Here is a 15,819-nt window from a genome sequence, read left to right on the forward strand (position 1 = left end):
TGCCGAGCTTAAAAACAAAAATTTCTCGATTTTCACGCTATTCCATCTATCATTATTCTCCTAGTAAAGGGGACTCTAACTCGCTATAATAATTCAGTATGATTTTTTTATTGATAGGAGGATATATTTATGAAGGCATATCGCTTTCCACTTATTTTATTATCTTCTATCCTAATTGGTGGTTTCATTGGTTATTTCATGGGTGCCGATGCAGTTGCTTTAAAGCCGCTTGGTGACATTTTCTTAAACTTAATGTTTACGATTGTTGTACCTCTAGTGTTCTTTAGCATCGCGTCATCTATTGCTAATATGGATGGATTAAAACGTTTCGGTAAAATTATGTCTAGTATGGCTGGGACTTTCTTATTTACAAGTATTTTAGCTGCTATTTTTATGATTATTGTCGTGAAAGTATTCCCGCCAGCACAAGGTGTTGTATTAGAACTAACGCAGCCTGATAAAGCTGAAAAAGCAGTTAGTGTTGCGGATCAAATTGTTGGTATTATAACAGTATCCGATTTCTCGAAGTTACTATCTCGTGAAAATATGTTAGCTCTTATTTTCTTCTCTATTTTAATGGGGGTTGCAACTTCAGCAGTTGGTGAAAAAGGAAAGCCATTCGCTACATTCTTACAAGCTGGTGCAGAAATTTCAATGAAAGTTGTATCTTTCATTATGTACTACGCTCCAATCGGACTTGCTGCTTACTTTGCAGCATTAGTTGGTGAATTCGGACCACAACTTCTTGGAACTTACTTCCGAGCAGCAATGGTATACTATCCAGCGTCTCTAATTTACTTCTTTGTATTCTTCACGTTCTATGCATACCTTGCAGGTCGTAAACAAGGTGTACAAGTATTTTGGAAGAACATGGTATCCCCTACAGTTACATCACTAGCAACTTGTAGTAGTGCTGCTAGTATTCCAGCGAACTTGGAAGCAACGAAAAAAATGGGTATCTCTTCTGACGTTCGTGAAACAGTTGTCCTGCTTGGATCTACACTTCATAAAGACGGATCTGTTTTAGGCGGCGTATTAAAAATTGCTTTCTTATTCGGTATTTTTAACATGGAATTCGAAGGACCGAAAACATTAGCAATCGCACTTGTTGTTTCTCTATTAGTAGGAACAGTAATGGGCGCTATTCCAGGCGGCGGTATGATTGGTGAAATGTTAATCGTTTCTCTATACGGCTTCCCGCCAGAAGCATTACCAATTATCGCAGCAATTAGTACTATCATTGATCCACCTGCAACGATGTTAAACGTAACAGCAGATAACGCTTGTGCCGTAATGACAGCTCGCCTTGTAGAAGGTAAGAACTGGATCAAAAATAAATTTGCTTAATAAAATAGAAAGAGGATGCTCGTTTGGAGCATCCTCTTTTTGTCTTTATTTGTTGATAAGTCGATATCCCTTGTCGAAACGTTGATATATTTGAATTTACAATAGATATATCCAAAAAATCGTCGATATAATCCATTCCGCCACAAATTTGTTATAATCTTCACAAATATTCCACATCCATCATCCATTCTCCGTACTATAATCATGTATGGAAAAGGAGATGGACATGATGACACAAAGCGCACCAGAATTTAAAGTTTTGCAAAGCATCGCATTCCTTGCTGTTGTTTTGCAAAGTTCCTTATTATATACAATGAATCAAGGAAATGTCTTGCTTGAGCAATCCCTCATTATGGGCATGCTATTTAATCTCGCGAAATTTTCAGCACCTGCATTCATATTTATTGTCGGCTTTCACTTAATTCGGCAATATAAGAAGCAACTAGCCTACACAGAATATATTTATGAAAAAGCCGCACATTTACTCATTCCTTATTTCTTCTGGTCTATTCTTTACTTATTAACAACAAGCGATATGATTACACTACAAAGTGGAATAAAAAGTTTATTACTCGGAACAGCCGCACCCCATCTTTGGTACGTGATTATGATGTTCCAAATTCACTTATTGTTCCCTTTACTATGTACACTATTTTATTGGTTTCAAAAACGAACAGAAAATAAAAAAGACATATATAAATATATGACCATCTTTGCTTCTCTATATTTCCTCTTAATGTGGTATTCTTCTCACTACATTTTTAATGGAGAGAAATTGACTAGCTCCACCATTTTACATTATACAGATCGTTCCTTCTTCTTCTACTCATTCTATTTCGTCATGGGAGGAATCGCTGCTGTCGCACTAAAAGCGTGGCGTACATTTGTCATGAAACATATCCCGCTTATCACAATATTATTTTTCATCTTATTTTTATTCATCAATTATGAGTTATTTAGTTTTTACGGAGCAAACTCTATTCATTTAACCGTTTCGACTTATTTAAAACCGTCTATGTTTTTATATATCGTATGCGAAATCATTATACTTTACGTGCTGTCTATTACAATCGTACAGCGACGCGGTTTCTTATATAAAGCTTTACGATTTATCGGGAATTACACGTATGGTGCTTATTTAGCTCATTTTTTCTTCTTACAACTATGTACAAAATTTCTTTCTTTATTCACACAACAAGAAAACACAATATTATATAGCCTATTATTATTTATAATAACGGCCACAATCTCAATTTCAGTCATGGTCATTTGCAGTACACTACCGTTGCATACGTGGATTACAGGGCCTTCTCCTACGAAAAATGTGAAATGGGCTAAGATTGTACTTCGGAAAAATCACGAAAAGGTATTCAAACCATATCTTTGATATAATAGAATTCCATACAAGAAAAGAAAGTAGGACACACCTATGATTAATCAAATTGGACAAATTATGTTATATGTAAATAATCAAGATGAAGCAGTACAATTTTGGACTGAGACAGTAGGATTCCAAATTATTGCGGAAGAAAATAACGGACAAGGCTTTCGCTGGATTGAAATTGCACCAACGAAAGAAGGAGGCACAAGCATCGTCCTTCACGATAAAGCGTTAATTGCGAAGATGCAACCTGAATTAAACTTAAATACGCCTTCACTTATGTTCTTCTCTAATAACTTAGATCAACTGTATAAGGATCTTTCTGAGAAAAACGTTACAGTTGGACAAGTTGTAGATTTACCTACAGGTAGAGCATTCAACTTTGCTGATCATGAAAATAATTACTTTGCCGTAATGGAACGCAAATAAAAAAGAAGCTATCCGAAAAAATTGGATAGCTTCTTTCATTTTAAGAAACTTGTTCTGCATTCGTTTCCTTATGTTGTATATGACTCGTGATCCAAGCAATTCCGCCAGCAACAACGAGATAGCATAACAATATTAAAATTTGTATTTGTAATTGCGACCAATCTCCTAAAGAAATCACATCTTGTAGCCCTCTAAGAGAATGGGACATTGGAAGAAATTGTCCAATTTTGCTAAGAACAGCTATATTTAATTCTCCTGGGAAAGTCCCCCCGCTCGTCGCTAATTGCAAGACGAGAAGCGTTACTGCTAAGAATTTTCCAACAAGACCAAATACAGTTACTAACATAAGAATAAACGTCATGAACGTAAAGGAAATAACGATACTTGATAAAACAAAGAGTGGCACACTTGCAACTTCTAAGTTCATAACTCCTAGCACAACCACATCTACTAGTAATGCTTGAATCAATCCAATTACATATACCAATCCTAGTTTATTAATAAAATGTACCGTTCCGCTTACCTTCATATTTTGTCTACGACCAAGAGGTAAAATATTTGATGCCATAATTCCACCAACATAAAATGCAAGTGATAAGAAATATGGTGCAATACCTGAACCGTAATTAGGCACATCAGAAACTGTCGACTTCACTAATTGAACCGGCTCTGAGAACATCGTATTGCGTGCATCATTATTGCGAACGTCCGCTATCTTCCCTGCGCCCTCTCCCAATTTCGTAGAAAGTTCTTCCGCGCCCTCGTCAAGTTTAACAAGTCCACTTGTTAACTTACCAGCACCGTTATTTAACTCTGTTCCGCCACTCGCAAGCTGATTTACACCTTCTTGTAATGATGCAAATCCAATTCCCCACTTCGTAAATCCATCAGCTAAATTCCCCGCACCATCTGCAACCTTTTTCGTTCCAGTAGTAGCTTCATTTAACTTAACTCCAAATGTATTCATGCCTTCTTCAACCTTATGCTGACCATCCGCAATCTTCTGCGCACCTTGTGTCAATTGTTGTTGGCTATTATTTAAAGTGTTTGTCGCTTTAGCTAATCCATTAGAAGTAGCAATGATTTTTTGAAAAGCAGGATCTTGTTGCACTTCTGGATGACTTTTCACGTACTCTTCTAGTTGTTGTTTTACACTATTTGCTGCATTGTCCGCTTTCACTTGCCCTTCAGCAAGCTTCTCACTTCCATTCACCCATTCATTTGTACCAGCACTTAATTCACTAACCCCTGATTGTAAAGTTTTTTCACCTTGTGCTAACAATTCCATACCACTATGAAGTGAGGTCGCTCCTTGACTCAGCTCGTTTGCTCCACCAGTTAAGGCTGATTGGCTATCAGCAAGTTTTTCACTTCCCTCTTTCACTTTTGATGTCCCATCACTTAAACGATAAATACCATCTGCAAGCTGATTTGCCCCGTTTCTTGCATCTGTCGTTCCTTCATGTAACTTCTCAGCACCATTACTTGCATCACTCAACCCTTGTGCTAAATCTTGAAACTTTGAAAAGACACCTTCTGTATAAGATTTCGTAATACTATTTGAAATTTTTGTTTTCATATTTTCAACAGCTGTCGTTCCAATTTGAGCTGCTACAAAGTTTTTACCCGGATTCACTTTGTATTGAAGCTGCGCTGGCTCTGGTTTCTCATCCATAAGTGTACTTACCTTTTTAGAGAAATCCTCTGGAATCGTAACAACCATATAGTACTTATCTTCTTTCAGCCCTTCATCAGCATTTTTTTCTGATACGAAATGAAAAGCCAGTTCCTTATTCTCTTTTAAATTTTTTACAAAATCATCTCCTGCATGAATTGTTTTCTCATCCATCGCAGCACCCTTATCTAAATTCACAATCGCAACAGGTAATTTATCTAATTTTCCATATGGATCCCAATATCCAGCTAAAAAGAATCCTGAATAAATTAAAGGAACGATCAATAAAAAAATTAAAGCGATACGTCCATGTTTATGGTGCCACATCGCTTTCCAATCTTTAAATATAAGTTGAATTCCCTTCATGAAACATACTCCTTCTCCTAATTTAACACCATTACAATGGTTTAACAGATTTACTATACACGTCCATTTCCATACTGTATAATACATCTTTAATTATCAATTCATTCCTTTTGGTCTATAGAAAGGAGCGTCAAAATGGAACTTCTTCAACTAAAATACTTTCAGACAGTCGCACGAGTAGAACATATGACAAAAGCCGCTGAAGAATTGCATATCGCACAACCTTCGCTCAGCAAAACAATCGCTAGATTAGAAAAGGACTTAGGCGTCCCGTTATTTGATCGCCAAGGTCGACAGATTACATTGAATTCTTTTGGAAAAGTATTTTTAAAACGAGTAGAACGCATTTTTCATGAATTAAGTGAAGGCGAACGAGAAATTAAAGATTTAGCTGAATTACAACAAAGCTCTATTACACTGGCAGTTTCTATTCCGAGAATATTACCAGAACTACTCGGTTCTTTTTTACTAGAGCATCCTAGCGTTCGATTCCAACAATTTCTCGCATCTACGCCTTCTATGAAGCGACAATTAAATAATATAGAAATTGACTTTTGCATTTCTTCTGTACCAATTGAAGGCGAGGAAATTATGTGGGAACCACTTATTACAGAAGAAATTTTCTTAGTCGTCCCTTCAGGTCATCGTTTATCAGGACGCAAAAGTATCCATCTGCATGAGGTAAAAGATGAACCATTTATTAGTATGAACACTGGTTACGGATTTCGGCACTTAACAGATGAATTTTGTAAAGAAGCTGGCTTCACTCCACATATCGCTTTTGAAGTAGATGAACCAACTGTGATTAGCGACCTTATTAAGCAAGGCCTCGGCATCGCTTTTGTCCCAAGTTTAACTTTATTAAAAAACTCTACTTTAGCATTAAATAAGCTACGTATTATTGAACCCGTTTGTAAGCGAACAATTGGCTTAAGCTGGTCAAAAAAACGTTACTTATCGAAATCCGCCCAGCAATTCCGTGAATTCGTGATTGATTACTTCTCCAATATTAGGACGTAAAATAATATCAAAAAATGAAAGGTGCCATCCCCATAGGATGGCACCTTTTATTTTTCACTCTTCTCTAATTCTATTTCAGCTAAAAGCGGCAAAACATTATCAAAAATATGCGTATTGTTATTTTCACCTGTTACATATCCACCGTAATATCTACTAAATACGTTGTCATTTCGGAATGTGGCCATATGATCATATAATTCCTTTGCAAACTTTCTATCACCTGTTTGTAGTACGTACAAAATCGTTAGTCCGTAAGCGGCTGGCGATTCATAATTCACAGTTTGTTTTCCCGTTTCTAAATTGTAACGACCGTATAGCTTTCCATCCTCCTGGAATTTCTTCTTTATAAATTCCAAATAAGCATCTGATGAAAGACCACCTAAACTTCGATGATATGCAACGTATGATTGATCAATAAGATTCACTTCTTTATCGTACGTAAATGTACCATCTTCTTTATACTCTTTTGGGAATGCCCAGCCATGCCTTGGATAATCCGCTAAAAATTGAACGACTTCCTGATATTGCTCAGCAGAAACTTTGCCGTACTTCTTCATATACGAGAATGCGTGCGGATTTAAGTATGATGTAGTTGCAAAATTATTTTGTTTCCCTGCATCTGCATCATAATAATCAACGTAATAATTATTTTTCTTATTATAACGAATTACAGCATCACTCAATTGATCTGCCAAGTTTTTATAACGCTCTTCCTTATACATTTCATAAGCACGATATAATTGTTCTATAATACGAAGATCATCTATAAGTGCATTTGTAGCTGACTGCATTTCTCCCTTTTCAGAGATTTTCCATATAACAATGTGATCCTTATGTACAAAGCTATTTTGAATAACCTTAACTTGTTCATCGAATAACGCTTGATCATCTTTATCGAGTGTATATTGTAGCCATAGTCCTGCTGATTCCGATAAAGCTTCACGACCTTTCGCTTCACCCGTTCCTGCCTTTGTATCCGCTAAACGATATGTGGCAAGCGTCCCATTTTCATTCACCATATGCCTTAAAATAAAATGTTCTGTACGGTTTCCTTGTATAGCCGCCCAAAATACAATGCCGCCTAAAGCGATTAAGAGAATAACTCCAATCCCTATATATAAACGTTTCCGCAATCTTTTCACCTCCCCATTAAGACTAACCTTAATTTTACCAGAACATACATAAATTTAAAAAAGACAATCTATTAGATTGTCTCCCGTTCCTCTAGCTCTCACAAGCCTCTTTAGAAGGTCTATATAGCGATTCTACGAGTCGATCATACTCACTACGCGTAATCTCTTTATTATACAGCTTCAATAATAAATCTCTATGCTCTTTTGAAAATGCCATCTTTTTAATGACTTCAGGATACATAAAACATCCTCTCCATTTCACATAAACTTCTTCACCTTTAAAAACAGAACTTATGTTCGCATAAAAGATTATAAAATATTCCTTACTAAAAAACAAACAAAATATTATTAAACATTAACTTCTTTTTATTTAGAATATTCAATCAACATATTACCATATCCACTTTTTAAATACATATATATTTTTGGTAGTTTTTTTGAATAAATCTTCCAATTCAATCAGAAAATAATGGCAAAAAAGAAGAGGAGTTTACATATGGATACGGTAACATTAGCAAGAGCATTTTTTGGTTCTTCATTAGCATTCCACATTATCTTTGCAACACTTGGCGTGGGACTTTCATTGATGATTTTTATAAGTGAAATACTCTATCACTGGAAGAAAGATTCCGATTACGCCATTATGGCGAAAAGATGGACGAAGGCGTTTGCCATCCTTCTCGGTGTAGCAATTCCAACTGGAACAATTGTTGGTGTGCAAATCTCACTTCTTTGGCCTGGTTTTGCCAAAATTGTTGGGCAGGTGATTTCTGTTCCCTTTCAAATTGAGATTTTCGCCTTCTTTTTAGAGGCTTTGTTCATGTCCATTTATGTATATGCAGCTGACAAACTACCTCCATTTATGAGATTAATCTCACTATTCTTCGTCATGATTGGTGCCACGGCATCTGCCGTGCTTATTACATCAGCAAATACATGGATGAATACACCCGCAGGCTTTTCAATGGGGCCAGATGGATCAGTTTTTAACGTTGATCCGTGGAAAGCTTTCTTTAATCCGAGTTTTGGCACAAGCGCATTCCACGTTGTGATTACAGCCTATACAACTGGAGCTGCCGTCATTGCCTCTATCGCTGGATTTAAATTATTAAAGAAGAATTTAAGTAAACGTGAAGTGGCATATCACAAAAAGGGACTACTGTTAGGTCTCGTCGTGACATTTATTACAGGTGCTACGATGTGGCTTTCGGGACATGAATCGGCGATTGCCTTACATAAGCATTCCCCTGAAAAACTTGCATCTGCTGAAGCTTTATTTGAAACGACATCACATGCACCGTTATCAATTGGCGGGGTTGTAGATCCTAACACACTTGAACTAAACTATGCACTAGAAATTCCGAACATGCTTAGCCTACTAGTGGGACTCGACCCTAGCACCGTCGTAAAAGGACTCAAGGAATTCCCACAAGAAACATGGCCACCATTTTATACACATACACTATTCAACTTAATGGTCGGCACCGCTGCCTTTACCTTTGCAGTTGCGGCAATCGCCCTCTTATATTGGTACTTTGTTTACCGAAAAAAAGGGACAGAATTACCGAAGTGGCTTCTTTGGGGAGCTGCCGCATGTGGACCAATTATGATGCTTGGTATTGAATTCGGGTGGATTTTCAGCTGTAGTGGTCGTCAACCTTGGACCATTTATGGTATGCAACGTACAGTCGATGCTTCTACACGCGCTGATTTTGTCGGTCCTTTATTTATTCTATTCATCATTTTATATATTGGACTCGGTATTTTAACGGTTTTTGTACTACGGACATTCTTTAAGAAACATCCGCTTACAAATGATTTACATCACGAAGGAGGCGATTCTCGTGCATGAGGAAAGTATTGCAATCATCATCTTATGGGCTCTTATTTTCGTATACAGTATATTAGGGTCCATCGATTTTGGAGCAGGTTTTTGGGGCATGGTATACGCAAAACATCCAACGATTGCTGCTAAACTTGCCAATCGATACTTATCACCAACTTGGGAAGTAACAAATACATTTCTCGTTTTTGTCGTTGTCGCTTTTCTCGGTTTCTTTCCGAAAGCTGCTTTCACCCTTGCGACAGTGATGTTCGTGCCAGTTATGTTAATTTTAATACTCATTGCAATTCGTAGTACGTTCATGGTATTTGCTTACTCTCTGCCAAAGTATCAATTCCTCCTTCGGGTAATTTCAGGTATTACTGGGCTCTTAATTCCAGCCTTATTAATTACCGTTTTACCCGTTACAGAGGGGGCTTATATTACAATGTCTGAAGGAAAAGAAGTACTTCTGTATGGAAAACTTCTTTCTAGTCCGGTTATCTACTGCTATATGCTCTTCGGGCTAACTTCGGAACTATTTCTCTCTTCTCTCTTTCTTGCTGATTTTGCGAGAGAGCAAGGCTCAGAAGACTCGTATAGAATTTATAGAAGAAACGCTATCATCCTTGGTCCTGCAACACTCGTTACGGCGATTATCGCCCTCGTTGTAATGGATCCGGAAACACACTGGCTTATGCAAGGACTCATAAAGCAATTCCCATGGTTTACAGTTTCTATCGTTTTATTCGTTATCGGGTACTCTTCTCTTTGGTGGACAAACAAAAAGTATGGCACACTAGGATACCCTCGTATTGCCGTTTTAGCAGTCGTCGCTCAATATGCATTTGCAAGTTACGCTTACGGTGTCGCGCATTTACCTTATATTATTTATCCTGATGTAACTGTATTTACAAGTTTTACAACGACAGAAACATTCTATGCATTGCTTATCCTATACGCAATTGGAATCGCAATTTTACTACCAGGATTTATTTTCTTCTGGAATTTATTCTTGAAGGATCGAACTTTCTTGAAGGAAAAATAATATAGTCGGGGAGTCTGTTCCAAACGGCATTTTGGGATGGACTCCTTTTATCATGTTTTGTCGATAAGTCGATATATTTTAAAAACCGCTGATATATTTCCATAATTGCTCATATAAATGTCATTTTCTATCTTATCGCCCCACTAATTTATAGACTCCTCTCACAATAGTTATTTCACTATTCGTGACACTTGTCCTTTAGCTTGAAAAACACATATTCACTTTAATCCATCATATGTCTAGTTCTTCCTATTTTTTGCTGAATATACTACCAATACAGACCTTGAGACAAGCTACATTGGTTTAAGGAAAAGTAGAAAGGTAGGTTAAATATGAGCATTGAAATATGGATTACTATTATTGTATTCTTCTTCACAATGATTGTTATCTTTTGGCGACCTCGTGGTTTAAATGAGGCGTGGCCGGCAGCAATTGGCGCTGGCATTATCCTAATTACTGGACTTGTATCAAGACCAGACGTCATGGACATTATTAGTAAAATTGGCGGTGCCTCCATAACAATATTAGCGACCATCGTTATGGCGGTTATATTAGAAAGCTTCGGCTTCTTCCACTGGTCCGCAGCGAAACTTGCAAATTTAGCAAAAGGCTCCGGTCGCCGTTTATACTGGTATATTCAATTATTATGTTTTCTTATGACTCTTTTATTTAATAACGACGGTAGTATTTTAATTACAACCCCAATTTTAATTCTTCTTCTAAAAAACCTTCGATTAAAACCACATCAACAAATTCCTTATTTGTTAAGCGGTGCTTTAATTGCTACTGCATCTAGTGCACCAATTGGTGTAAGTAATATCGTAAACTTAATCGCATTAAATATCGTTCATATGACTCTTTATATGCATACTGCTATGATGTTTGTACCTGCAACATTAGGACTATTGTTTATGTCATGGCTTATGTACACAGTTTTAAAGAAAAAACTACCAGAAAGATTACCTGTTTCTTCATATGATATCGAAGAAATATTCTTCACGAAAAACTTCCATCCGTTAAAAGGAAAAAATTCTGTTGATACGAAACAAAAACGTACAAAATTCATGTTAAAAGTATTAGGTTTCGTCTTCCTTATGCGCTGCCTTCTATTCGTGGCATCCTTCTTATCGATCCCCATCGAAATTGTTGCAGTACTCGGTTCACTCGTTCTTCTCATATGGAGATGGTACTACTTACGAACGAATCCTATCGACATTTTGAAAAAGACACCGTGGCACATTTTAATTTTCGCATTCTCTATGTATGTCATTATTTACGGGCTTCATAACGCAGGGTTAACAGCGGTGCTTGTCAATTGGCTTGAACCACTTGTAAGCCAACATCTGCTCTATGCTAGCTTTGCAATGGGCGGGCTCGTCTCCCTCCTCTCTAACGTCTTCAATAACCATCCTGCACTTATGATTGGTACAATCACATTAACAGAAATGGGGCTAGATCCAGTCACATTAAAAACTATCTACCTCGCAAACATTATTGGTAGTGACATCGGTTCACTATTATTACCAATCGGTACACTAGCTTCCCTCATTTGGATGTATATCCTGAAACAAAACAAAATTAAAGTAAAATGGAAAGACTATTTAAGTGTATCCCTTATCGTTATTCCTCTCACAACAGTCGTCACATTATTCCTCTTATACTACTGGGTACACCTCTTCTTCGCCTTATAAATAACAGAAGCCCGCTTTGCTACCGTCTTAGCAAAGCGGGCTTCTTCTATATTTAAGTTAGGTACTACAGTGTGATCAATCAAGTAAAGAGGCGTAACGTATTATTGGTACAAATGACTACCAGTGTCTTTAAATTCTTTCGCTTTCTCTTTCATCCCTTTTTCAATTGCTTCTGTCGTTTCTAAATCATTGTCTTTCGCATATTCACGAATATCATGTGAAATTCTCATACTACAAAACTTCGGTCCACACATGGAGCAGAAATGAGCTGTTTTCGCACCTTCTGCTGGTAATGTTTCATCGTGATATTCCATCGCACGTTCAGGATCTAAAGATAAATTAAATTGATCGCGCCAACGGAATTCAAAGCGAGCTTTTGAAAGTGCATCATCACGCTGATGAGCCGTTTTGTGCCCTTTCGCAAGATCAGCTGCATGTGCAGCGATTTTGTACGTAATAACCCCCGTTCGAACATCATCTTTATTCGGTAAACCTAAATGTTCTTTCGGCGTTACATAACAAAGCATCGCCGTTCCAAACCAGCCAATCATTGCAGCCCCAATCGCGGATGTAATATGGTCATAACCTGGTGCAATATCTGTTGTTAACGGCCCAAGTGTATAGAACGGCGCACCTTGACAAATATCAAGCTCTTTTTCCATGTTCTCTTTAATTAAATGCATCGGTACATGTCCAGGTCCTTCAATCATCACTTGCACATCATGTTTCCAAGCAATTTTCGTTAATTCACCAAGTGTTTCAAGCTCAGAAAACTGTGCTTCGTCATTTGCATCTGCAATCGAACCTGGACGTAATCCATCTCCAAGAGAGAACGAAACGTCGTACTGCTTCATAATTTCACATATCTCTTCAAAATGAGTGTATAAGAAGTTTTCTTTATGATGGAATAAACACCACTGTGCCATAATTGAACCACCACGTGAAACGATACCTGTCGTACGCTTTGCAGTAATCGGAATGTAACGAAGTAATACGCCTGCGTGAATCGTAAAGTAATCAACCCCTTGCTCCGCTTGTTCAATTAACGTATCACGATACACTTCCCACGTTAAATCTTCTGCAATTCCGTTTACTTTTTCCAGCGCTTGATAGATCGGTACAGTTCCGACTGGTACAGGCGCGTTACGAATAATCCACTCACGCGTCGTATGAATATTTTTACCTGTAGATAAATCCATAATTGTATCTGCACCCCAGCGCGTTGCCCACGTCATCTTCTCTACTTCTTCTGCAATAGAAGAAGATACAGCAGAGTTTCCGATATTTGCATTAACCTTCACGTGGAAATTACGTCCGATAATCATCGGCTCTGCTTCCGGATGGTTAATATTCGCTGGTAAAATGGCACGGCCTTCCGCGATTTCCTTACGAACAAACTCAGGCTCTACTCCTTCACGAATCGCAACATATTCCATCTCAGATGTAATGATACCATTGCGCGCATAATGCATTTGCGTAACGTTTGCCCCTTGCTTTGCTCTAAGCGGCTGGCGATCCATTTGCGGAAAAACAGGTGTATGTTTCGAAGCCACTTTCACACCGTCATCCTCTGGTTTCACTTCGCGCCCTTCGTATGCTTCTACATCCTCGCGCTCTATGATCCAAGAGTGACGCGGCGCCTGCAACCCCTTTTCCAGCTCCACTTTATACGCAGGATCTGTATAGGGACCGCTCGTATCGTATACACGAATTGGTGGATTCGGAATGCCGTTCGTTTCACTTTGTTCAATCTCGCGCATCGGCACTTTCATACCCGCGCGCGGTCCATCCACATACACTTTCTTACTTCCTGGTAAACTCGATTTCAATTCAATTTGCTCAGCTGAAACAGACTGTTTCATAACCTTTTTTGCCCCCCTGTACGTGACAAGGACGAGATATGGCCAGCGCATGCCAAAATAAAAAGAGCCAGGTCCATAAAAAAATAAGGACCTGGCTCATAAAAGACATCATTATGTAAAGCCGTTAACTTCCCTACGCTGGTACGAGCCAGATCAGGTCCAAAGGGTTAAGAAGATCACGCGCTTCTCTCTCAGCCTACGCATACGTTAGGCACCCCTAGTTTATCACTGATTTAATTTTCAATACTTTCCCATCATACACGATAATCTGAAAAATGCAAAGTTTATTTCTTTTGTTGTTTATGGAATCATCCACGTTAAATAATATGCCTGCACATACGTCATAATACCAACAATAATTACGAAGAATAAACTATGCTTCACTGTAAAGCGGAATAAATCTGATTCTTTTCCAGCAAGTCCAACTGCCGCACAAGCAATCGCAATCGATTGCGGAGAAATCATTTTTCCTGTTACACCGCCCGTTGTATTTGCTGCAACGAGAAGTACTTCAGATACACCGACTTGCTGCGCTGTAATCGCTTGTAAATTCGAGAACAGTGCATTCGCTGACGTATCAGATCCTGTTAAAAATACACCGATCCAGCCTAGGAATGGTGAGAAGAACGGGAATAGTCCGCCAGTTCCTGCAAGTGCTAACGCTAATGTAGAAGATAGACCAGAATAGTTTGCAATAAACGCGAATCCTAATACGAATCCGATAGATAGAATTGGCATCTTAAGCTCATTTAGCGTTTCTTTAAATGTTACTACTGCATCTTTTGCACTCATTTTCAAAATAAAGATAGAAATGATACAAGCAATTAAAATTGCTGTTCCCGTCGCTGATAAAATATCTAATTTCAAGATTGCTTCATAAGGCGTCGGTTTATTTACAATTGGCTCTGCTTTCATTACGAGATTGTGTAAGCCTGGAACTTCAAACTTAAACACGAGGCTTTCTAATGCGCCACCTGGAGCAAATAACGCTTTAAAGAAACTTTGGCTCCAAATGACTACCATCACAGTTAAAATAATGAATGGAGACCATGCTTTTACTACTTTTCCTACCGTTAGTTTCGGCATAGATGTCGCCGTCGTTGCCGCAGCTACTTCACTATTTGCTTCTTTAGACTGATAGATTTCTTTCGGCTGCCAAACTTTTAAGAATAGCGATAAACTCACTAAACTTACAAGTGCTGACGTAATATCCGGAAGTTCTGGTCCTAAGAACGTCGCTGTAATGAACTGCGTAATTGCAAATGAGCTACCCGCTACAAATAGAGCTGGCCATGTTTGTCTTACTCCTTTAAATCCATCCATTAAAAATACGATAAAGAACGGAACAAATAATGATAGAAACGGTAATTGATGTCCAGCCATTTGTCCAATTTTATGTGGATCAATGCCAGTTACTTGTCCAGCAACTGTAATCGGAATTCCCATCGCCCCGAACGCTACCGGTGCCGTATTTGCAATTAAACAAAGACCAGCTGCATATAAAGGATTTAATCCAAGACCTGCAAGGAGTGCTGCCGTAATCGCTACTGGTGCACCAAATCCTGCTGCCCCTTCCAAAAATGCTCCAAATGAAAAACCAATTAAAATAACGAGTAAACGATGGTCATTTGTAATCGATAATACAGATGCACGAATGACATCGAATTGACCTGTTTTTACAGATATTTTATATAAAAATACCGACATAATGATAATCCAAGCAATCGGCCATAGTCCGTATAAGAAACCATATCCGGTCGCTGCCATCGCCATCGTGAACGGCATCTTATAAGCGAATAACGCCACTAAAATTGTAAGTACAACTGTAATAAATCCTGCCACATACCCCTTCATGCGGAAAACTGCTAAAGCTAAGAAAAAAAAGATAATCGGAATAAGTGCGACCGCTGCCGAAATCCAAATGTTTCCAAACGGATCATAAACTTGTGTCCATGTGTTCATTGTTCTCTCCCCCTAAAGAATCCCCTTTTAAATAGAATAACCTCATCAATAGACTATCAGGTCATCATACCTTTAAGTCTAAA

12 protein-coding genes and 1 riboswitch are annotated in these 15,819 nt (G+C 38.2%); of the genes, 7 read left to right on the forward strand and 5 right to left on the reverse strand.

Annotated elements, in window-relative coordinates:
- Window positions 1-129 precede the first annotated feature (129 nt).
- From ACHZK0_RS25385 to ACHZK0_RS25395, 3 genes are all read left to right on the forward strand, one after another.
- Window positions 130-1,347, forward strand: a complete 1,218-nt coding sequence (locus ACHZK0_RS25385) for a dicarboxylate/amino acid:cation symporter (protein WP_000649366.1) — start codon at window positions 130-132, stop codon at window positions 1,345-1,347.
- Window positions 1,348-1,576: 229 nt separating this feature from the next.
- Complete coding sequence (locus ACHZK0_RS25390) at window positions 1,577-2,734, forward strand: acyltransferase (protein ID WP_262740565.1); 1,158 nt, start codon at window positions 1,577-1,579, stop codon at window positions 2,732-2,734.
- Window positions 2,735-2,776: 42 nt separating this feature from the next.
- Window positions 2,777-3,157 carry a VOC family protein gene (locus ACHZK0_RS25395; protein WP_000609848.1) on the forward strand — a complete coding sequence of 127 codons (381 nt, stop codon included), beginning with the start codon at window positions 2,777-2,779 and terminating at the stop codon, window positions 3,155-3,157.
- A 40-nt stretch (window positions 3,158-3,197) separates the two neighbouring features.
- On the opposite strand, the gene ACHZK0_RS25400 is transcribed toward ACHZK0_RS25395, so the two are convergent.
- Entirely contained in the window at window positions 3,198-5,198 is a 2,001-nt protein-coding gene (locus ACHZK0_RS25400; RefSeq protein ID WP_262740479.1) for a YhgE/Pip domain-containing protein, read from the reverse strand.
- 135 nt (window positions 5,199-5,333) lie between these two features.
- Between ACHZK0_RS25400 and ACHZK0_RS25405 the strand changes: the two genes are divergently transcribed.
- A complete protein-coding gene (locus ACHZK0_RS25405) occupies window positions 5,334-6,218 on the forward strand; it encodes a LysR family transcriptional regulator (protein WP_395761003.1) in 885 nt (294 codons plus the stop codon).
- 47 nt (window positions 6,219-6,265) lie between these two features.
- On the opposite strand, the gene ACHZK0_RS25410 is transcribed toward ACHZK0_RS25405, so the two are convergent.
- A complete protein-coding gene (locus ACHZK0_RS25410; RefSeq protein WP_262740477.1) occupies window positions 6,266-7,351 on the reverse strand; it encodes a transcriptional regulator in 1,086 nt (361 codons plus the stop codon).
- A 91-nt stretch (window positions 7,352-7,442) separates the two neighbouring features.
- Complete coding sequence (locus ACHZK0_RS25415) at window positions 7,443-7,592, reverse strand: hypothetical protein (RefSeq protein WP_103626889.1); 150 nt, start codon at window positions 7,590-7,592, stop codon at window positions 7,443-7,445.
- A gap of 255 nt (window positions 7,593-7,847) precedes the next feature.
- Between ACHZK0_RS25415 and cydA the strand changes: the two genes are divergently transcribed.
- The 3 genes from cydA to ACHZK0_RS25430 all read left to right on the forward strand — a co-directional run bounded on the left by cydA (window position 7,848) and on the right by ACHZK0_RS25430 (window position 11,912).
- Window positions 7,848-9,203 carry a cytochrome ubiquinol oxidase subunit I gene (gene cydA / locus ACHZK0_RS25420; RefSeq protein ID WP_061679355.1) on the forward strand — a complete coding sequence of 452 codons (1,356 nt, stop codon included), beginning with the start codon at window positions 7,848-7,850 and terminating at the stop codon, window positions 9,201-9,203.
- Window positions 9,196-10,221 (forward strand): cytochrome d ubiquinol oxidase subunit II, encoded by a 1,026-nt coding sequence (locus ACHZK0_RS25425; protein WP_262740475.1) that lies wholly within the window; start codon window positions 9,196-9,198, stop codon window positions 10,219-10,221. The genes cydA and ACHZK0_RS25425 overlap by 8 nt, the downstream gene beginning before the upstream one ends.
- A 332-nt stretch (window positions 10,222-10,553) precedes the next feature.
- The gene (locus ACHZK0_RS25430) at window positions 10,554-11,912 is read left to right on the forward strand and encodes an arsenic transporter (RefSeq protein ID WP_262740474.1); all 1,359 of its coding nucleotides are present in this window, start codon (window positions 10,554-10,556) and stop codon (window positions 11,910-11,912) included.
- A 101-nt stretch (window positions 11,913-12,013) separates the two neighbouring features.
- Here ACHZK0_RS25430 and thiC read toward each other — a convergent pair whose 3' ends face one another.
- Window positions 12,014-13,774 carry a phosphomethylpyrimidine synthase ThiC gene (thiC, locus tag ACHZK0_RS25435; protein ID WP_395761004.1) on the reverse strand — a complete coding sequence of 587 codons (1,761 nt, stop codon included), beginning with the start codon at window positions 13,772-13,774 and terminating at the stop codon, window positions 12,014-12,016.
- 113 nt (window positions 13,775-13,887) lie between these two features.
- Window positions 13,888-14,003: riboswitch (TPP riboswitch) on the reverse strand.
- Window positions 14,004-14,074: 71 nt separating this feature from the next.
- Window positions 14,075-15,736, reverse strand: coding sequence for an L-lactate permease (gene lldP / locus ACHZK0_RS25440; protein ID WP_001099312.1), 1,662 nt, complete (start codon window positions 15,734-15,736; stop codon window positions 14,075-14,077).
- Window positions 15,737-15,819: the final 83 nt, after the last annotated feature.

This window comes from Bacillus sp. 3G2 (genome assembly GCF_044324725.1).
Classification (GTDB): domain Bacteria; phylum Bacillota; class Bacilli; order Bacillales; family Bacillaceae_G; genus Bacillus_A; species Bacillus_A mobilis.